The sequence below is a fragment of the Pseudomonas sp. AC239 genome (genome assembly GCF_979258545.1).
Genome location: NZ_OZ409864.1, coordinates 4707590 through 4726487, shown reverse-complemented (window position 1 = coordinate 4726487; position 18898 = coordinate 4707590). Strand labels below are relative to the sequence as shown.

The window sequence follows — 18898 nt, the reverse complement described above, 5'->3', positions numbered from 1 at the left end:
GAAATGTAACCGACTGCGCCCGTTCATCCCGCTACACTGCACAGCCGAGATACCGATGTCGCGGGCTGAATCCCGTCATGAAGAGACCCGAGCGCGCCTCACGATGCATATCCTGCTGATCGAAGATGACACCAAAACAGGTGAGTACCTGAAAAAGGGGCTCGGCGAGTCCGGTTACAACGTCGACTGGACCCAGCACGGCGCCGACGGTCTGCACATGGCCTTGCATACGACCTATGACCTGATCGTGCTGGACGTGATGTTGCCCGGGATTGACGGGTTTCAGATCATCGAGCTGTTGCGCGCCAGACAAGACGTACCCGTGCTGTTCCTTACCGCGCGCGACCAGTTGCAAGACCGCATTCGCGGTCTGGAACTGGGCGCCGATGATTACCTGATCAAACCTTTTTCGTTTACCGAACTGCTGTTGCGCATCCGCACTATTCTGCGCCGCGGTGTCGTGCGCGAAGCCGACCATTTCCACCTTGCCGATCTCGAACTGGATCTGGTCCGGCGCCGCGTGACCCGCCAACAACAGGTGATCGTGCTGACCAACAAGGAGTTCGCCCTGCTCCATCTGTTTCTCCGTCGAGCCGGCGATGTGTTGTCCAGGACACAAATCGCTTCGGAAGTCTGGGACATGAATTTCGACAGCGATACCAACGTGGTGGACGTCGCTGTCAAGCGCCTGCGCAACAAGGTCGACCAGCCCTACCCGATCAAGCTGATCCATACCATTCGCGGTATCGGCTATGTCTGCGAGGTGAGGCCATGCGGTCCCGACGCCAACCCTCGCTGACGCTGCGATCGACCGTGGCGTTTGCCATGGTCGCGATGCTGGCCGTGGCCGGCGCGGGCTTCTATCTGTATCAGACGATGAAAGCCTCGGTATTGATCTACAGCGATCACGCGGTGATGGGCCGTCTGGAGCATTTCCGCAAGCTCCTGCATTACGAACTCGCCATCGAAAAGCTGCGCGACGGCCCGCAGATTTTCAAGAACATGCTCGACAGCGAAGACGACATCTTCATCATTGAAGAGCCGGGGCAGCCACCGGTCATCCAGGTCAATCCACTCAACGTCACGTTGCCTGAACTGCCGGTGATCGGCCAGGACACAAAGCTGAGTGTCAGTGATCTGCGCAGCGGCGTGACCGACTCGGGAACAAGGCTGCGCGCCGCCTCCGTAGTCACGACGTCGGGTGGCCGTGCAGTCCGATTGACGGCCGCCCACCTTATGGGCAAGGAAATGGCGATGCTTGCAGCGTATCGCGAGCGCATCTACCTGGCCGTGGCCCTTGCCTTTCTGGCAACCGCGTTGCTGGGTTATCTGTTATTGCGTCGCGGGCTGCGTCCGCTGCGCAAAATGGCCGCCCATGCCGCAGCCATAACGCCTGAGCGTCTGCACAGCCGCATGGACAGCGCCGATACGCCGGTTGAATTGCAACAGCTGAGTGACGCCTATAACGCGATGCTTGATCGTCTTGCTCAGGGTTATCAGCGACTGACGCAATTTTCCGCCGACCTTGCCCATGAAATCCGCACGCCGGTCGGGTCGTTGATGGGACATTGTCAGGTTGCCCTTCGCCAACGCCGTAGCGAGGACGAATATCAGGCGCTGATCGCTTCGAACCTTGAAGAACTCGAACGGATCTCGCGCATCGTCGAAAGCATTCTATTTCTGGCGCGCGCCGATGAAGCGCAAGCCGTAGTGGAGCGCCAGCAACTGTCGCTGCATGACGAATCACAGCGCATCGCTGAGTATTTTGAGGGTTTGGCTGAAGAGCGGCGAATGAGCTTCCAAATAACGGGCGATGGTATCGTGCTCGCTGACCCCTTGCTGCTGCGCAGAGCGTTGAGCAACCTGGTGGCGAACGCTGTTCGCTACGCTTACGAGGGCACCGAGATTCTGATACGGGTATTGGAAACCCACGGAGGTGCCCGGATTGAGGTGGAGAACCAAGGGCCGGTGCTGGGCGACGAAACCCTGGGCAAACTCTTCGACCGCTTTTACCGTGGCGATGCGTCTCGGCACCAGAATTCCGACTCCTACGGGCTTGGCCTCGCCATTGTCGTGGCCATCATGCAACTGCATGACGGCCACGTGGGTGTCGAACAGCCAAGGGCCGGGACTATTCGTTTTTCGCTGTCGTTCCCTTGAGCTGCTCGAACGGTGCAAACTGTTCTTCGCCCGCTGCGGGTACCCAATCTTTTAACGGCGTCAGGAAATGCATTTCAAAACGACGTGACAGGAACGCCCACTTTCCGTCCCGACGTTCAAACCTGTCGTGGTAAAGACCGCTGACTTGCACCGGGCCTTTTTCAATGTCATGAAACAGGCAATCCGCAGCTACCGTGCCCACTGCGCTGTCACCCTCGATTTCAATCAGCGGGTTGGCCATCCAGTGGTGCATATGGGGCATCTGGCGCCAGCTGTTTTGCGCCATCGCCAGGATTTCGTCACGGTTTCCAGCCTGGCCAAAACCCGGTAGATCCAATGTGGACTCTTCGTGCCAGATTGAGCTAAGAAGCGAGGCGTCGATGCGGTCGAAAGCATTGGCGTAGGCGCTGATCAGCGACTCGATGGCGGCGCGACTTTCCAGGGCGTCCAGTCGGGCTGTCAGTTGTTCATTGTTCATGATGAGGTTTCCTGCAGGGGCTGCGCATAAGCGAGGAAGGCAGCCCTGCGCAAGGGCTGCGCTACGGTTGAGCACGTGGTCAGATCTGCGACAGGCCGCCGTCGACCATCAACTCCACACCGTTGACATATTTCGCATCGGCAGACGCAAGAAACAGCGCCGACGAGGCGATTTCCTCAGGCTCGGCCATATACCCCAATGGCGTGATCTGCTCGACGTGCTGACGCAGCGCGGCGACGTCGGTTTCGCTCATCTTCAAGCCGTTATCCATCAGCGGTGTGCGGGTGAAGCCAGGGCTCAGGACATTCGCTCTGATCTTGCGACCTTTGAGTTCGTTGGCCCACGTCCTGGCAAAGGAACGTACCGCGGCTTTGGAGGCGTTGTAGAGGCTCAGTCCTTCCATGCCATTGCTGGAACAGATAGAGGCCGTCAGCACGATCGAAGCGCCATTTTTCAACAATGGCATCAACGTCTGTACAGTAAAAAAGACTCCCTTTACGTTGATGTCGAACATGTTGAAATAGGCGGCCTCGGTGGTCTCGCCCAGCGGGTTCTTTTCACAAATACCCGCATTGGCAAACACTGAGTCCAGTTGATCGCCGTGCGCCTCAATCGTCGCCTTGAGCTCGTCCAGATCAACCTGGCGCGCGACATCGGAAATGACCGCGACCGCCCTGTCGCCAAGCTTGGCCACCGCAGCCTCCAGCGTGGCTGCAGAACGCCCGGTGATGTAAACGCGCCTGGCGCCCTCGGCAATCAAACCCTGTGCAATCGCAAATCCGATCCCGGTGGACGCGCCGGTGACGACTGCGACCTGATCAGCGAATTTACCTGACATAACTGACTCCTCGATTTCGGTTGTGTGGCTCGACTGGAACCACAGTGCGGCCATTTTGCGAGGAGGCAGGGGCGCAGCGGCACTGCCATAAATGAACATTGGCCGTTCATTTATGTGAGGCGTCAGCCAGGGTTTGATCGTTTAGATTGAAGTCAGCTTATTCAAAGCATGACTCGCAATCGAAAATATTCTGGAGCCGAAGGGTTTCAGAAAGGAGACCTTATGCCTGAGAAAATAGTAGCCCTTCCGGAACAGCGGCGCTGGCTGATGTTCGCCATCCTGTTGGTCGGTGCATTCTTGCCGCCGCTGGATTTCTTCATCGTGAACGTAGCGCTGCCTTCGATTCAGCAATCGCTGGGCACGGCCTCCTCTGCCGAACAGTTGATCATCTCTTCTTACGCGGCGCTGTATGCCGTGACACTGATCACCGGCGGAAGGCTTGGCGACATCTTTGGCCGCATGAGAATGTTCTTCGTTGGCCTGATTGGCTTTGCCGTCGCCTCACTGATCTGCGGTGTCGCCGAGTCACCCTGGGTGTTGATCGCCGGACGCTCGCTGCAAGGCGTGACGGCCGCTGTCATGGCGCCGCAGGCACTCGCTTCAGTGCAGGCGATATTCCCTGAGTCGGAAAAACCCTTGGCGTTGAGCCTGTACGGTGCGGTGTTTGGTTTGGCGTCGGTAGTCGGCCAGGCACTTGGCGGGATTCTGATCTCGCTCAACCTGATGAACCTGGGCTGGCGGTCGATATTTCTGGTGAATCTACCGATTGCGTTGCTGGTCATTCTGATCGCCATCCCCGTGGTCAAGGAAACCCGCGCACCCCAGACCAGCAAGCTGGATCTGGGTGGAACGCTGTTGTCGATGGTGACGCTTGCGGCGCTGATCGTTCCACTGATCGAGGGACGTGAAGCGGGCTGGCCGTGGTGGGCCTGGCTGTCGCTGGCGGCGGTGCCACTGCTGGCCTGGCTGTTCTGGCGCTACGAAGCCCGCTTGTATCAAGCGCAAGGCGCGCCGTTGCTGAACCCTGCTGCACTGCGTGCGCCCGGGCTGGGCCGGGCATTGCTGGTGGCGCTGACTTTTTACGCGATCGGCGTGTTCTTCCTGCTGTTTTCCATCTATTTACAGGGAGCGCTGCATACGAGCCCGCTCAGTGCAGGTCTGGTCTTTCTGCCATTCGGCGCTGGTTTCTTGCTGGGGCCGCTCGCCACCCATCTGTTCCGGCGTTTGCTGGGGTCTTATGTGAATCCCTTTGGCATGGCACTGGAAGTGCTGGGTTTTGTACTGTTGGCCTGGCTCGTGGCGCACACACCGACGGCCGTCACGCCCTCTGCGCTGTCCCTTGCCGTGATTCTCTTTCTGATCGGCTTCGGACAAGGACTGGCCCTTCCGACATTGATGCGCATGATCACAGGACGCGTGGCACCGGCGTATTCCGGCATGATTGCGGGCATCACCAGTTCCACCCTGCAAATCAGCACGGCACTGAGCGTGGCGATCATCGGTGGCATTTTTTACACGCTTCTGGGCAAGGACACGGACGCGGCGGCCATCACCCACGCCTTCACCGTCGCCGTACTGTGCATCGCTGCCTGTCTGGCCGTAGGCGCAGGACTGAGCCTGAGTCTGGCGCGCCAACCTGCTGCAGAGCTGCAAACGGCGGCCATGCACTCGGCAGAGTGAATCAAACGCCTGCCTGAGTGCCGATCATGACGGAGGCCAGGTCGGCAAGCGCGCGCAGGCTGTCCATCTGGCGCATGTCCTGGTGGTAGCCCATCCAAATGTCGCGGCCTGGTGGCGGTTCATCTGAATCGATCAGACGCAGCGCCGTCAACTGGTCGCCCAAAGCGCGGGGCAATACCGCGACGCCCTGCCCCTGCGCACACATTTGCGCCTGGACTGTGCGGCTGCTACTGGTAAACACGGTACGCGCCAGAGGGTAACGCTGCTGCAGCCACTGCACATCGGGATAATGAGACTGGGCAACACTCATGGTGATCAGACCCAGCCCGGCGCCCTGTGGCTCAGGGTCAGCAGATCCAACGGCTGCGTATAACCCGTAAGTCAGGGAGATCAGCTTGCGGTGCACGATATCGGGTTCGGTGAACGGAACGATTCGAAACGCGATGTCGGCGTCGCGGCGAGCCAGATCAAACAATCGATGCCCGGCAATGACCTCGGGCACGATCAATGGATAACGCCGGCCCAGTTCACTCAGCACCGGGGCCAGCACATAACAGGCGAACCAGTCAGCGCAGGAAATGCGCAGCACACCTTCGGGCTGTGCGCTGTCCCCCGCGAGGCGCCTTTCGATGGCCAACGCACTTTGCTCCATTTCCTGCGCGAGGCTGAGGAGCTTCTCGCCGCTGTCGGTCAACACGAGACCTTGGTTGGTACGCAGGAAAACGGGTTGGCCACTGAACTGTTCCAGCACCTGCAAGCGCCGCCCCACGGTCGGATGGCTGACCCCCAACAGCTTGGCGGCAGCGCCCAATGACCCGCTGCGGGCAATCGCGAGAAAGACCCGCACATCACTCCAGTCCATGCTCTGCCCCCGTACAAAAATGAACAGTGAGAGTGCAGCAATGGCAGTGCCGTAGCAATCCCGTGCCCGACATACTTGTCTGCATTCACCGTCGTCGAATACCAACCGGAGACTGCAAATGAAGATTGGTTTTATCGGAGTTGGAAGCATGGGCAGAGCGATCATTCCGCTGCTCGTCCGCGCAGGCCATCACGTCTCGGCATGGAACCGCAGTCACGCGGCGATCAAGGATCTCGAAGGCATCAGCGTTATCGAAACGCCGGCCTCGGCGTTCCAGCAAGAGGTAGTCATCACTCTTCTCGCCGATGATGCCGCCGTCAGGCAAGTGCTGCTCTCCAGCGCTGTTCTGGAAACTGCAGACAAAGCTTGCGTGCATGTCGTGATGTCGACCTTGTCGCCTTCGCTGATGTTGGAGTTGCAGCGCGAACATGAAGCCGTCGGCATGCCATTGATCGCGGCGCCGGTCTTCGGCGTGCCCGCCGTGGCGGCCAAGGGCGAGTTGAATATCCTGGCGGCCGGATCGCAGGCCGCTGTCTCGACCGTCCAACCGCTGTTCGACCTGCTCGGGAAAAAAACCTGGTATCTGGGCGACCAACCTGAACAGGCCTGTATCGCGAAAATCGCCGGCAACATGATGATCACCCAAGCCATCCAGTCGCTGGGCGAAGCCAGCGGACTCGTTCAACGCCACGGACTGAGCCCTTCGATTTTCATCAAGCTCATGACCCAGACCCTGTTCGCCTGCCCCAGTTATCAACGTTATGGGCAGAACATCGTCAGCAGCAATTTTGAACCGGGATTCAAACTGTCGCTTGGCCTCAAGGATATGAATCTGGCGATCGATGCGGGTCGTCTCAAGGGGCTGGAGTTGCCAGCGGCGGATGCCGTGCGATTGAAAATGACGTCGGCGGTAGCCAGGGGAGATGGCGACAAGGACTGGTCGGTTTTTGCTCAGCAGACGAATCATTGAGAAGCTCTTTCGAACACCTGTCACGAGGTCATTCATGGAAAACTCCGACATCGCGCGTCAACTCTCAACATTCAGGAAAACCATCGACAATATCGACGCCGCCCTCATCCACCTGCTCGCGGAACGGTTTCGCTGTACCGATGAGGTCGGATTGCTCAAGGCCCGATATCAGTTGCCTGCGGTAGACGAGGCCAGAGAGCAGCAGCAATACCAGCGTCTGGCAGCACTTGCTCAGGAGGCCGAGCTGGATACGGCCATCGTGCAGAGGCTGATGCAGTTGGTCATTGGCGAAGTGGTCGAGCGCCACAGGCAGATCGCCGCCAGGCATGCCCCGGCACCCGCCAATAACCCTGACCCTCGGGCCTGACCCCGGCGCCACTTATCGAAGCAATCAGACAAACGAGCAGAACCGCATGAAATGGCCAACGATCGAGCAAATTCGCAGCTTCACCGATTTACCCTATGGCTACAGTTGGGATTACCTGAAACGTGAGGAGATCAATGTCGCGACAGATTTTTTCCGGACATGGTTTCCCTCCATTTCGGTGGGGTTGGCAAGCCCGTTTCTGGACCAGCAGTTCTACGCAGACAACGTGGTGCTCGAAGACGATCCGGATCGAGGCATATTCGCTACCGTCGTCCGCCAGAACGATGAGATTGTCGCTATCGCCACGTGGGAAAAAATTGACGGTGCTGACGTTATTTTCGGGCGGGTCGGCGCGGTAGCCAAACCGCACAGACAAGCCAGACTGGCCGTTGCGGCCCAGGACCTGGGAGAAAAAATCGGCACGTTCATGGGCGCGGGGCTGATCTATGGCATGGCAACAACCCGCACGCCGTATATGCAACAAGCACTGGAGCAAGCCGGTTACAAAGCGGTAGGGATAATGCCTGGCCTGGACCGGGAAGAAACAGCACCTGGAATCGTGCGCAGGGTTTACGAAGTCATCTACGTAAAACGGCTCGCACCACACGCCGACTTTCTCATTCCTGCCGGTCATAACCTTACCCCTACAGTCGCGCGACTTTACGCAGATATATTTCAAGGTGATGACGACACGAACTGACGAGCCAGCCTAGCAGCGAACCAACCATCGAAATGCTTCTGATCAGTAACGCTACCGGCTCGCGCCTTTTGCATCGATCGAGGTAGCCACATTAGGTAATGAGTTCAAAAAGACTCAGCAGCGGCTAAAAGCACCTGTGGGGTTGATTAATAGATGAGAAGTGAACTGAGTGGACGCGGCTCTGGCCCCTGAGTTGGCTTTCGTAACCGTTCTAACTTGGGGCTCCGCAATCATGACTGACCGTCAGATCATTGTTCCAGATGGCATGAGATTGATCTACGAGCGCGCGGGTTATGCACCAGCAGTAAAGGTAGGAAAAACTCTCTACTGCGCGGGTCAGGTAGGCAGGACGCCGGAATTATCCGTCATTGAAGAACCTGAGCAGCAGTTTTTAGCTGCATGGGACAATCTCCGGATCGTCTTGGAGGCAGGTGGCTGTAAATTTGAAGATGTCGTAGAAATGACAACTTACCACGTCGACATGCACCGTCACATGCCAATTTTCAGACGCGTAAAGGATAAAGTATTTCCGAGAAGCACTTGTGCATGGACCTGCATTGGTGTCAGTGAATTAGCTCGACCTGGCCTTCTCGTGGAGATCAAGTGCGTCGCAGTAGAGCGATAACCCTCTGACAAGAACCTGCATATCCAGGTCTTAAAATGGGTGACTACGCATGCGGTGGTAGATTCAAAATTACACTTGCCTGCTGCATCGGTAGGCGCGTGATAACACTTTACGCCGACGGCTAATACTGACTGGAAGCAGGCGCCAATCAATTCCGATGCGAGCAGAAAAATGCCTATCAGCGGATATCCTTAGCACTCGCTAAACGCAAATCCAAAGTCATCGCTTGACACTTGTGCCGCTTCGTTAAGTCGTTGGCGCAGCGCAGCCGTTAGCTGCCTCTCCACCACCCACGGATCCGACAGCGCGGCGAGTTGTGGCGCCAATTGCGGCGACAGGCTCATTAGCGAATGATTAAGCGATCGCGCCGTTTCAAAAGCGGCTTTCTGCACAAAGCTGATTTCCACCAGCTCCCCCTGCGCCTTGCGAAACTCCATCTCAGCCATCCGCGCCAAGTAGTGCTCGCGATGTGCACGCGCTTTCTGAAAGTCCGGGGACTGCCCTTGCGCGGGATCAACGGGCGGCGGCGCAGCCATGTTGGTCGGTTCGGATTGTGTAGCGACGTGGCTGTACACATTACGCTGAAGCCGCTTCTGTTGGTGGCGAGCAGCGACGGCAGCCTTGCTCGGGTCAGCGGTATCGCGGATCAATGCTTCGGTGGCCAGAACGTCGACCTGCTTGCCATTGGGGGACAGGACCAGTCGACCGTTTTCCTTCAGCCAGGTGATGTAACTCGGTGAGCGGCCGATGTGTGCGGCGAAGGCGCTCTTGGATAGGTACGTGACTGCGTTCATAAGCCCTCCTTTTCAGCGGCTTTCAATGAATCCTTTCAAGATTTCAATGGGTTGAAATTTCAGTAAGCTGGCGGGCCTGCCGCTAACGCGATCCCGCGGGTTTCCGACCCCGTGTCCTTTGAAAGTCCCCAGGGTCCCCGGCGGTTTTCGCCCGGTACGGTCGGTCGAGCCAGCATGCGAGTGACATGTCCTGCCCCATCCCTTTGGAAAGACGGACATCCCGGCGAAGGTTTCAGCTAGAGAGATTCCGCGAGTTCGATAACCCGTGTAGGGGGCGGCCCTCGGGGAGGACCCGTAAAAATCGGCGCCCTACCTGGCCTGTCCGGCTCATGCCTTCGGCTCGGCCTCGCTCAGGTCCAGCCGTTTGGCGACCCAGCGTTCGTACAAGCCGATGGCGACATCCGCGTCGGCCATCGCGGTCACCCTCCAGTTGCTCAGCGCTCAGGTCAACCTGACCGAAACCTTCAACCACATCTTGCGCACAGCGCCGAAGCGCGAGTGCCTAGCATTCCGTCTCAAGGCTGAACGCGGCACAGAGGAAAGCACTTTTGTCATCGAACTGGGCAGCGAACGCCACACGCTCACCCTGCCGAACGACAAGAAGATGCACCTCAAACTGGCCGACTTCATCGAAGAGATTGCCAACGGCCCGCTTGATACGAGCAACAAAGGCGATCTCGCGCATCGCCCGCATGCCGATCGCCAATATGGTCGCTTTGAAGTCCAAGACAAGCAGCGGGTACCCCACTTCTACGAATCACGCCAGCCGGCGAGGCAATCGGCTGTCTGGAGCAGTTATGAATCCCTAACTGATCACAGGGTTCCTGACTGGTACCAGTCATAGTGAGATTGAGGTAGGTGATGCGTTCCCTATTCTGCCGATTAACACTCCCACTCATTTCGGCCTAGAGTATTTTGCAAGTAGATCATCGGCTTTTTTGCAGATTTTAGATTGCACGTCACTAATCAGATGAAGGCGGGTCTGCCCTTTCAAAAAATAGTCTTGCCACAAATCAGTAGGCTTTTCACGGAGTGCGGAGATCCGAGTAGAGAATGCAATAATTTGTGAACCACCACTTCTGACTTGTTCAACAAACTGCCAATAAGAGGTACTAAGTTCGGCTTGTTCTTCTGAACTCAAATGGTGCTGGAGAATAATGTAAGCGCCGTAGAGCGCCGCATCAGCATTAGTCCAAGCTTTTCTAGCAGCTTCCGTTTTAATCGAGAACCAACCGTCGACTTCTCTGTTATCCCACACATCGTCGAGCAGGCTAAAGCCTAGTGAGACGTACCAATATCCCTCACCCGCGCTTTGACACGCTTGGTGGAAATCTCGAATAGCTCTGTATTTTTCAGCAAAAAGAAACTGCTTCCTCCAAGCACTTAAAGCAATCAATGCCGCAACTGCGGTGATAACGGTGGCAGCAGCCCCGAATATTTCAAAAAGATCGTGGACATTATCCACCACGAAAAAACCTGTCTTAATTGGAATCATCCCCCAAATCGCCCCTGTACAAAACAACGAAATACAGCCAACCCAGATCACCCAGTCTTTTTTCAAAAAAATCTCCCGCCAAATTTCACTTAACGAAGATTATGCCGAAGCCAAAGGCTTCCGGCGAGGATCCCCTATGTCCGCACAACAGAAGAAACACCCCTTCGATTTCAAAACTCAATACGGACTCGGCTTCAGCACTCAGGACGATGAGATCGTTGTCGACTTCTTCTGCGGTGGCGGCGGCGCCGGTACCGGGCTGGAGATGGGACTGGGCCGCGCGGTGAATGTCGCCAAGAACCACAGCCCGCAAGCAATCAGCATGCACACTGTGAATCATCCGGGCGCCGTGCATTACACCACCGACGTGTTCGAGGGTGATCCGGACACCGAGTGCGGCGGCAAAGCCGTTGGCTGGTTCCACATGTCGCCGGACTGCACGCATCACAGCCAGGCCGCCGGTGGCCAGCCGCGCAAGCGCGAGATTCGAAACCTGTCGTGGATCGGGCTGAAGTGGGCCGGCAAGAAGAAGCCCCGGGTTATCAGCTTGGAGAACGTGAAACAGATTCTCCAGTGGGGGCCGTTGATCGCCAAGCGCTGCAAGTCGACTGGTCGAGTGATGAAGCTGGGCGGTGCCATTGCCGAACCTGGTGAAGTCGTACCGGTCCATCAGCAGTTCCTAGTACCTGACCCGAAACGTCGCGGGCAAACGTGGGCAGTGTTCGTCGCTGAGTTGCAGCACCTGGGCTACGCAGTCGAGTGGCGGGTGATCAAGGCCTGCGACTTCGGTGCACCAACAAGCCGCGAGCGACTGTTCATGATCGCCCGTTGCGACGGCCAGCCGATTGTGTGGCCGGAACCAACCCACGCGAAGAACCCAGCCAAGGGCCAGCAGAAGTGGCGTACCGCGGCCGAGTGCATCGACTGGACCATCCCGAGCAAAAGCATTTTCGACCGGGCAAAACCGCTGGCACCTGCCACCCTGCGCCGAATCGCCAAGGGCATGAAGAAGTTCGTAATCGATGCGGCTGACCCGTTCATCGTGCCGATCGCGAACTGGTCCGGGGAAAGTGTCCAGTCTGCGCATGATCCACTGCGCACCGTGACGTCTTGGCCGCGCGGCGGATCGTTCGCCATGGCGAGCCCAATCATTGCGCCAGCAACCCATCAGGGTAGCGACCGGATCAACGCCCCCCACGCCCCGCTGCCGACGGTGACCTGCGCGAATCGCGGCGAGTTGACGCTGATCAGTCCGGTGCTGGTAGGCGCCGGTGGCCCGGCATATGCCGGAAATCCGGTAGCTGCGGATAAGCCTCTCGGAACCTTGATGACGCGTGGTCACCGCGCGCTCGCCGCTGCTCACCTGATCAAGTTCCGGTTTGCGGACGAAGGCAAGGCGCTCGACGAGCCGATGCCGACCATCACCAGCGGCGGCGACTACAAGCGCCCGGCCGGTGCCGCTCACGCCATGGGTATCTCAACCGTGTTCATGGCCCAGATGAACGGCGGGTTCAACACCACCGACGCCAAGAGCGTCGACGATCCGATGACCGCGGTGACCAATACCGGAAGCCAGCAGCAGCTGGTGACAGCGAACCTGGTGCACCTGCGCGGCAACTGCGATGCGCGGGACACCGCCGATCCGCTGCACACCATCAGCGCCGGCGGCACTCACCATGGACTGGTCACCGCATTCATGGAGCGCCAATTCGGCGCCAGCGTCGGCCAAGGTGTAGACGAACCGGCGCCGACCATCACAGCAGGAGGTGGCGGGAAGAGCTCGCTGGTCGAGTTGCAGCTATCGCCGGAAGTTGAAGCGGGCGCGCTGCGGGTTGCGGCATTCCTGATCAGCTACTACGGCACGGAGAACATGAGCGCCGCCGACGCGCCAGCGCCAACCATCACCACCAAGGATCGGCTGGGCCTGGTAACCGTCACCATCAAGGGTACGCGGTACGTGATCGTCGATATCTGCCTGCGGATGCTGCAACCGGCCGAGCTGTACAAGGCCCAGGGCTTCCCCGCCGACTACATCATCAGCCATGGCGCCGACGGCAAGCCATTCACCAAGACTCAGCAGGTGCACATGTGTGGCAACAGCGTCAGCCCGCCGCCGATGGCTGCATTGGCGAGGGCAAACAATCCGTGGAGTGTGACTGAGCGGGAATCTGTGGCTGCTTGACGCTCTTCAAAAACTATTTGGAGAGGAAAGGGAAACCCGGGTGCGGCTCTACAACCCGGGGCGACCGTCAGATCAAGATAATGCGCATTTCAGCAGCACGATCAAGAACTTCAGGTCTAGCCTGATAGTAATCTCAATTTGCATAAGAACCTCCTGGGTTGAGTCAAAATAGAACCACGCAACGGGTAACCGCTTTGTAATTCATGCAACTGCCTATTCGGCAGATGAAATTACGGATATGCCCCGTAAAGCTTGATCTTTTGACTTGACTGAGGAGACTCAGGGTTCGCGCACTCTACGCAATATCTGTGATGCCGTAAAGCCACTACCCCTCAACATAACCCCACCTCTGTTCACAGCCACGATATTTGGCCAAGGCGAAGCTATGTCTCAAACAAAGGAACGGCCGATCCTGTTCTCGGCGCCGATGGTGCGCGCCATTCTGGAAGGACGGAAGACGGTCACGCGGCGAACGGTCAAGGTTCAGCCGCATATCGACGCCAGTGGCAATTTCTGTGTAGGACGCTCCAACTACGGCCAGGACGGTTACGGCAAACCTGTGACCAAGCACTTCATCAAAGACTGCTGCCCCTATGGCAAGCCCGGCGACCGGCTTTGGGTGCGCGAGACCTGGGCTCGCGCTGGCAATGATGATCCGGGATATCTGACTTACCGGGCGACCTACCCAGCCTGTCTACCTCAGGACCTGGAAAACGTCCCACCGGCGAGCGACGTCCGCTGGAAGCCAAGCATCCACATGTTTCGCGCCGACAGCCGCGTTCTGCTGGAAATCACCGACGTCCGTGTCGAGCGGTTGCAGAACATCAGCGAAGACCAGGCCCAGGCCGAGGGCTGTTTCTTCACTGACTACGGCCGAAAGTGTGGCCATGGCGGCAATGGATGGAGGGAGGTCGGCGACTGCCCGGCGCCGAAGGAACATCACCCGCAGCGCGACGGCTGGATGTGGGACAGCACGACCAGTCATGAACAATGCCTTGGCTCTGCGCGCAACGTCTTCGGCAACCTGTGGAACACAACCGGCGGAGACTGGGACGCCAACCCCTGGGTCTGGGTCGTCGAGTTCAAGCGGGTGGCGCCATGATCGCACTCGGCTGGTTCGCCTACGTGTACTGCTACAAGAGACCGAAGTGATGAGCCCACCTTCAAGAGGTCGGAGTGTGTCCCTACATCTAAAGAGATGTTCGTGCAGACTCACTTAATCAATGTGCAGTTCACTTTGTCGAGCCATCGTTTTGCTTTTAAATTTAGGATGTCAATTTCGCAGCTTTCTTACAGATGTGTCTTGATCTTCGGGGTACAAGTAAGGGAAAAGTTTCTTATCCAAGATAAGAGCTATAGCGGTCCCCTCCATGTAACCGTTTACGCAGCGGTTACCAGCGGGTGCGGCTTCTCTCCAAGGAATGATGTGCAAATCAACTTTAGTGATACCAGTCGCCCCCAAAGCATTTGCCTTGAATTTCAACGTGTTCGTCAGTAGTTGAACGTTCCCATCGGTTAGAAGCCCTGCAATACACATCTTTATGTGTACCTGTTTGAGTACCGTCCCGAAGCTCTCTGGGGTGCCGCCATACGCGCTATGTACCTCATGCACTTTTTCCTTAATGCTCTTCCACTCCGCTTCGGAAGCGGTCGCAGCAGTCTCTATGTCGTCACGCCGTGTATCCGGCAAGTGGCTTCCGCATCCAAAGAGAGAACCAATTAGTACAGCAAAGCCGACAGCATACAAACGCATCCATGAAACTCCCTAATTAGAAAGCCTCAAATGATAGCAGTCAGCTATCCGATAGAGCGACTCTCAGCCTTACCCCTCCCCCAACTCAACAGCCTGCCGGTGTACGGCGGGCGAGGTATCCCAATGTCCGAAGAAAAGAATGCATTCCGCGAGGCTGCTATCGAAGCCATCTCGGATATGGCTCAGCACCTGCCGCTTGATTTCGAGCTGCTGGTGGTGGCCTGCCGCCCCGGCAAGAAAGACTTTGACCTCGTGCTGCCGTCGCCCGAGTCGAACCTGAACAATGCCCTGGACGCGCTGCGCCGAAACGGGCTGAGCATCGACGGCGACAACGCCTACAAGCGTGACCTGCTGGATGCTGTGGTCGGAGCGCTGGCCCTCGGCGCGCAGAACAGCAACCCGCCACCGGCCGGACATTGGGGTCAGCGCTTCTGGGATATCGGTCGCGAAGAGCGCGGACTGCACGAAGAGTTGGTCGCCGCGCTGAAACTCAACCGCGAGAACCTGCGCGCCTGTCAAGCCACCATCCACCTAGCAGGCGGGTTCGACCCCGCATATGTCGACGATGCGCAGGCCGCAATGGCTGTTGCCGACGCGGTGCTGGCGAAGGCCGGCGCATAACCCTTCACCACCTTCTGCCGCCACGCGCGGCATGGAGCATCACATGACCATCCAGTTTCTATCTCACGAGGAGGTTTGCGAGCTCACCGGCGCGCGGACCAAGGCAGGACAGATCCTCAACCTGAAAAAGAACGGCGTCCGCCATACGATTAAAGTGAACGGCTGGCCGAGCGTCACCGCGATGGCGGTCACCGCCATCGGCGCATTTGAATCTGAAAAGCCCGTATGGAAATCACGTAAGGCCAGCTGACATGGGAAGACGACCAAGTAAACCCGGCTCGATCGCCAGGCTGCGGGAACGCAAGAAAGCCAGCGGCCGGGTGTTTTACTACTACGATACGGGCGGCAAGGACCGCAGGGAAATTCCGCTGGGTAGCGACTACGGCTTGGCGATCATGGAGTACGCGAAGCTTGAGCGTGATCGCACCGCAACCGATCTGGTCGCCAAGGTCATCACGTTCCGCTACGTCGCCGAAAAATACATGGTCGACGTCGTCCCCACCAAAGGCACGGCGACCCAGGCTGACAACAAGCGCGAGCTAAAAAACCTGATCGCTTTCTTTGATGACCCACCCGCGCCGCTGGAAACGATCGAGCTGTTGCACGTACGCCAGTACCTGACATGGCGCAAGGCCGCGCCAGTGCGCGCGAACCGGGAGAAGGCACTGCTCAGCGCCATCTGGAATTACGCCAGGGAGAAAGGCTACACCTCCCTTGCCAACCCGTGCGCTGGCATCAAGGGCAACAAGGAAACCGGGCGGGACACGTATGTCGAAGATGCGCTGTTCAAGCGTGTGCACGACAAGGCAGACGTGGGCCTACAGGACGCAATGGACCTCGCCTATCTCACCGGGCAGCGGGTGACCGATACCCGGCTGATGGACGAGCGCGACGTACGCGACGGGCAGATTTGGGTGCTGCAGGGCAAGACAAAGGCTAAGCGTCGGATCGAGATAACGGGAGAGCTTAAGGTTTTGATTGATCGGATCATGTCCCGCAAGTCAGAACACAAGGTCCGCTCGACGCGGCTGATCGTTACAGAGGACGGCACACCGATGACGGTGGCGATGTTGCGCAGGAGATTCGACTTGGCTAGGGAGGCGGCCGGCGTGGCCAAAGCTGAATTTCAGATGCGCGACTTGCGCGCCAAGGCGGGTACCGATAAGGCTGAATCCAGTGGCGACATCTTGCAAGCCAGAGATCAACTTGGGCATACGACGGTGGTTATGACCGAGCAGTACATCCGCAATCGAAAAGGCAAAAAGGTCATGCCTACCAAGTGAATTGCGGACCAACTCCAAAATAGCGGACCAGAAACAAACAAGGGTTTGCATCAGCTTTCGCCCGCAAACCCTTGATTTAAGATGGTGCCCGAAGCCGGAATCGAACCGGCACGCCCTTACGAGCGGGGGATTTTAAGTCCCATGCGTCTACCAGTTTCGCCATTCGGGCGGTAGCGCGGTGTTGCTTTGTTCAGCCTTGCGGTTGCGGTCCTGACAGGATGGCCGCTTGAAAAGCCGAGCGGGGAATATATACATCACGTCCCGGTGAAGCAAGTTTGGAGCGCGCGATTTGAGAACTAAATATCGCTGACCGCGAAAAATCAAAAAGCTCAAGAAATCAGGGAGCTACGGAGTTTGTTTGAAGTCGACGCCGAGGTTACTGGCAAATCGCAGCAACCCGACTGGAAATTGGGCCGATAGACTCAAAAGATTCAGATGCTCACGATCACGTTAGCTGCACGGGTGACAGATGTTTCATCGATTGAGATTATGAGCAGGCAACCCAAGACTGGACGGGATGTCTACGCTAAAGGATGGCCTCGAAAGCGATGAAAGGTAATTAGCACGCCCCCTTCACCACGATCACGCCTCACAGAACGTCACCAGAGCAGAGCTCAGGGATGTACAAGCAATCAGGAGATTTGATTCCATGCAAATGAGTGACACCGTTCTAAAAGCGTCTTTAAGCCAAGAGGAGCGCTCGGCGATCGCCGAGATCGAAGCGACCACCAATATCCTGCAGCTCGTCACCCGTCTGACCGGTACACGCTTTGCCGGAATCGCAAAATTCACGGAAACGGAATGGATTGTATGTTCGGCGTACGATCCGATTGAACTGGGAATAAATGTCGGCGATACGCTGGATCTGGAAACCACCCTTTGCAGTGAGTTTCGACGAAATCCCCAAGCCCTCTTCCTTCCACAAATCAGCAAGGATGGACGACTGTCGTCACGTCCTGTGGTGAAGCAGTATTCAATTGAAAGCTACGCAGGCGCGCCTGTTTTCCTGCCGGACGGGAGACTCTGGGGGGCCTTATGTGCTCTGGACTCAAGGGCTGTTCTGTTTGACAACCCCGATCTTGCAGAGACATTGACGCTGTTCGCGCGGCTCATTGGCTGCATCTTTTTCTCGAATCTGACGGTGGAAGGTGCCAGCCACATTCAGACCGGATCGTGCTTCGCTGATTGACCCTCCGCAAACATGTGAACACCACGTTTTTTGCAGACAATAAAAAACCCCGTAGATCATTGATCTACGGGGTTTTTGATAGTGGAGGCCGAGGTCGGAATCGAACCGGCGTAGGTGGATTTGCAATCCACTGCATAACCATTTTGCTACTCGGCCTCAAAGTCTTTGCTGTCAGTAGCACAACAACAAACACTGTACAAATTGGAGCGGGAAACGAGACTCGAACTCGCGACCCCGACCTTGGCAAGGTCGTGCTCTACCAACTGAGCTATTCCCGCTTGGTGTGGCGCATTCTATAGAATTAAGATGCCCCGTCAACCCCTTGATTCAAAAAACTTTTATTTCTTTTCGACGTCGGTCTTCAGGTGCGGCCAGGCAGCGCGAAGGTATTGAACCATCGACCACAGGGTAAGCCCTGCCGATACGATCAGCAGCGTATAACCGAGCACGACCCAGAAGCTGAATGCCTTTGGATGAGCCAGCAGAATCACCAGCGCGAGCATCTGCGCAGCGGTTTTCCATTTGCCCAGATTGGAAACGGCCACCTGCGCTCGTGCGCCGAGTTCGGCCATCCATTCGCGCAGGGCCGAAATCACGATCTCGCGACCGATGATGACCGCCGCTGGCAGCGTCAGCCAAAGATTGCCGTGTTCCTGCACCAGCAGGACCAGGGCAACAGCGACCATCAGCTTGTCGGCGACCGGATCGAGGAAGGCACCGAACGGTGTGCTTTGCTCCAATCGGCGCGCCAGATAACCATCGAGCCAGTCGGTTGCAGCCGCGAAGGCGAACACCGAAGCGGAGGCCATGTAACTCCACTCGTAGGGCAGATAGAACAGCAAAATAAAGATCGGGATGAGCAGGACGCGTAGAACGGTAATCAGATTAGGGATATTCATCG

General features: G+C 57.4%; 20 protein-coding genes, 3 tRNA genes and 2 pseudogenes. 14 read left to right on the top strand and 11 right to left on the bottom strand.

The window, feature by feature from the left end; translation table 11 throughout:
• The first annotated feature begins 103 nt into the window (after window positions 1-103).
• A complete protein-coding gene (locus ACZ0AZ_RS21625) occupies window positions 104-799 on the top strand; it encodes a heavy metal response regulator transcription factor (RefSeq protein WP_039760267.1) in 696 nt (231 codons plus the stop codon).
• Window positions 772-2160: a heavy metal sensor histidine kinase gene (locus ACZ0AZ_RS21620; RefSeq protein ID WP_463538098.1), complete on the top strand. Its 1389-nt coding sequence runs from the start codon at window positions 772-774 to the stop codon at window positions 2158-2160. Before ACZ0AZ_RS21625 ends, ACZ0AZ_RS21620 begins: the two co-directional genes overlap by 28 nt.
• Here ACZ0AZ_RS21620 and ACZ0AZ_RS21615 read toward each other — a convergent pair.
• Window positions 2132-2638: a nuclear transport factor 2 family protein gene (locus ACZ0AZ_RS21615; RefSeq protein WP_042609814.1), complete on the bottom strand. Its 507-nt coding sequence runs from the start codon at window positions 2636-2638 to the stop codon at window positions 2132-2134. The genes ACZ0AZ_RS21620 and ACZ0AZ_RS21615 overlap by 29 nt on opposite strands.
• Before the next feature lie 79 nt (window positions 2639-2717).
• Window positions 2718-3476: an SDR family oxidoreductase gene (locus ACZ0AZ_RS21610; RefSeq protein WP_039760604.1), complete on the bottom strand. Its 759-nt coding sequence runs from the start codon at window positions 3474-3476 to the stop codon at window positions 2718-2720.
• Between the two features lie 222 nt (window positions 3477-3698).
• On the opposite strand from ACZ0AZ_RS21610, the gene ACZ0AZ_RS21605 reads away from it, so the two are divergent.
• Entirely contained in the window at window positions 3699-5156 is a 1458-nt protein-coding gene (locus ACZ0AZ_RS21605; protein WP_463570689.1) for an MFS transporter, read from the top strand.
• Between the two features lies 1 nt (window position 5157).
• On the opposite strand, the gene ACZ0AZ_RS21600 is transcribed toward ACZ0AZ_RS21605, so the two are convergent.
• Window positions 5158-6018 (bottom strand): LysR family transcriptional regulator, encoded by an 861-nt coding sequence (locus ACZ0AZ_RS21600; RefSeq protein WP_463538096.1) that lies wholly within the window; start codon window positions 6016-6018, stop codon window positions 5158-5160.
• A gap of 118 nt (window positions 6019-6136) precedes the next feature.
• On the opposite strand from ACZ0AZ_RS21600, the gene ACZ0AZ_RS21595 reads away from it, so the two are divergent.
• From ACZ0AZ_RS21595 to ACZ0AZ_RS21580, 4 genes are all read left to right on the top strand, one after another.
• The gene (locus ACZ0AZ_RS21595; protein ID WP_310404937.1) at window positions 6137-6988 is read left to right on the top strand and encodes an NAD(P)-dependent oxidoreductase; all 852 of its coding nucleotides are present in this window, start codon (window positions 6137-6139) and stop codon (window positions 6986-6988) included.
• Between the two features lie 34 nt (window positions 6989-7022).
• Window positions 7023-7355, top strand: coding sequence for a chorismate mutase (locus ACZ0AZ_RS21590; protein ID WP_042609810.1), 333 nt, complete (start codon window positions 7023-7025; stop codon window positions 7353-7355).
• Between the two features lie 46 nt (window positions 7356-7401).
• Window positions 7402-8055 carry a hypothetical protein gene (locus tag ACZ0AZ_RS21585; RefSeq protein ID WP_110599395.1) on the top strand — a complete coding sequence of 218 codons (654 nt, stop codon included), beginning with the start codon at window positions 7402-7404 and terminating at the stop codon, window positions 8053-8055.
• A 232-nt stretch (window positions 8056-8287) separates the two neighbouring features.
• Window positions 8288-8680, top strand: a complete 393-nt coding sequence (locus tag ACZ0AZ_RS21580) for a RidA family protein (RefSeq protein WP_009049394.1) — start codon at window positions 8288-8290, stop codon at window positions 8678-8680.
• A gap of 191 nt (window positions 8681-8871) precedes the next feature.
• Here ACZ0AZ_RS21580 and ACZ0AZ_RS21575 read toward each other — a convergent pair whose 3' ends face one another.
• Both ACZ0AZ_RS21575 and ACZ0AZ_RS21570 read right to left on the bottom strand, forming a co-directional pair.
• Window positions 8872-9474: a terminase small subunit gene (locus tag ACZ0AZ_RS21575; RefSeq protein WP_463538093.1), complete on the bottom strand. Its 603-nt coding sequence runs from the start codon at window positions 9472-9474 to the stop codon at window positions 8872-8874.
• Window positions 9475-9801: 327 nt separating this feature from the next.
• Window positions 9802-9897: pseudogene (locus tag ACZ0AZ_RS21570) on the bottom strand (phage holin family protein); the annotation flags it as partial.
• On the opposite strand from ACZ0AZ_RS21570, the pseudogene ACZ0AZ_RS21565 reads away from it, so the two are divergent.
• Window positions 9866-10216 (top strand): annotated as a pseudogene (locus ACZ0AZ_RS21565) (hypothetical protein); the annotation flags it as partial. The pseudogenes ACZ0AZ_RS21570 and ACZ0AZ_RS21565 sit on opposite strands and share 32 nt — an antisense overlap.
• A 153-nt stretch (window positions 10217-10369) precedes the next feature.
• Here ACZ0AZ_RS21565 and ACZ0AZ_RS21560 read toward each other — a convergent pair.
• Window positions 10370-11035, bottom strand: coding sequence for a hypothetical protein (locus tag ACZ0AZ_RS21560; RefSeq protein ID WP_463538092.1), 666 nt, complete (start codon window positions 11033-11035; stop codon window positions 10370-10372).
• A gap of 70 nt (window positions 11036-11105) precedes the next feature.
• On the opposite strand from ACZ0AZ_RS21560, the gene ACZ0AZ_RS21555 reads away from it, so the two are divergent.
• Both ACZ0AZ_RS21555 and ACZ0AZ_RS21550 read left to right on the top strand, forming a co-directional pair.
• Window positions 11106-13151 (top strand): DNA cytosine methyltransferase, encoded by a 2046-nt coding sequence (locus ACZ0AZ_RS21555; RefSeq protein ID WP_463538091.1) that lies wholly within the window; start codon window positions 11106-11108, stop codon window positions 13149-13151.
• Window positions 13152-13536: 385 nt separating this feature from the next.
• Window positions 13537-14253, top strand: coding sequence for a hypothetical protein (locus ACZ0AZ_RS21550; protein ID WP_463538090.1), 717 nt, complete (start codon window positions 13537-13539; stop codon window positions 14251-14253).
• Between the two features lie 171 nt (window positions 14254-14424).
• Here the strand turns inward: ACZ0AZ_RS21550 and ACZ0AZ_RS21545 are convergent, their stop codons facing one another.
• Window positions 14425-14904 carry a hypothetical protein gene (locus ACZ0AZ_RS21545; protein ID WP_463538089.1) on the bottom strand — a complete coding sequence of 160 codons (480 nt, stop codon included), beginning with the start codon at window positions 14902-14904 and terminating at the stop codon, window positions 14425-14427.
• 123 nt (window positions 14905-15027) lie between these two features.
• On the opposite strand from ACZ0AZ_RS21545, the gene ACZ0AZ_RS21540 reads away from it, so the two are divergent.
• Genes ACZ0AZ_RS21540 through ACZ0AZ_RS21530 form a run of 3 tightly spaced genes read left to right on the top strand, consistent with a single transcriptional unit; the run spans window position 15028 to window position 16808 of the window.
• Window positions 15028-15525 carry a hypothetical protein gene (locus tag ACZ0AZ_RS21540; protein ID WP_463538088.1) on the top strand — a complete coding sequence of 166 codons (498 nt, stop codon included), beginning with the start codon at window positions 15028-15030 and terminating at the stop codon, window positions 15523-15525.
• Between the two features lie 43 nt (window positions 15526-15568).
• Window positions 15569-15775: a DUF4224 domain-containing protein gene (locus ACZ0AZ_RS21535; RefSeq protein WP_264365080.1), complete on the top strand. Its 207-nt coding sequence runs from the start codon at window positions 15569-15571 to the stop codon at window positions 15773-15775.
• Window position 15776: 1 nt separating this feature from the next.
• Window positions 15777-16808, top strand: a complete 1032-nt coding sequence (locus tag ACZ0AZ_RS21530) for a tyrosine-type recombinase/integrase (protein ID WP_463538087.1) — start codon at window positions 15777-15779, stop codon at window positions 16806-16808.
• 82 nt (window positions 16809-16890) lie between these two features.
• Here the strand turns inward: ACZ0AZ_RS21530 and ACZ0AZ_RS21525 are convergent.
• Window positions 16891-16977, bottom strand: a tRNA-Leu gene (locus tag ACZ0AZ_RS21525).
• A 486-nt stretch (window positions 16978-17463) separates the two neighbouring features.
• Between ACZ0AZ_RS21525 and ACZ0AZ_RS21520 the strand changes: the two genes are divergently transcribed.
• Window positions 17464-17997 (top strand): GAF domain-containing protein, encoded by a 534-nt coding sequence (locus ACZ0AZ_RS21520; protein WP_165368406.1) that lies wholly within the window; start codon window positions 17464-17466, stop codon window positions 17995-17997.
• A gap of 82 nt (window positions 17998-18079) precedes the next feature.
• Here ACZ0AZ_RS21520 and ACZ0AZ_RS21515 read toward each other — a convergent pair.
• The 3 genes from ACZ0AZ_RS21515 to pgsA form a co-directional block, all read right to left on the bottom strand.
• Window positions 18080-18153 (bottom strand) — tRNA-Cys (locus ACZ0AZ_RS21515).
• Window positions 18154-18199: 46 nt separating this feature from the next.
• A tRNA-Gly gene (locus ACZ0AZ_RS21510) sits at window positions 18200-18275 on the bottom strand.
• 60 nt (window positions 18276-18335) lie between these two features.
• Window positions 18336-18896 carry a CDP-diacylglycerol--glycerol-3-phosphate 3-phosphatidyltransferase gene (gene pgsA, locus ACZ0AZ_RS21505; RefSeq protein ID WP_016774513.1) on the bottom strand — a complete coding sequence of 187 codons (561 nt, stop codon included), beginning with the start codon at window positions 18894-18896 and terminating at the stop codon, window positions 18336-18338.
• Window positions 18897-18898: the final 2 nt, after the last annotated feature.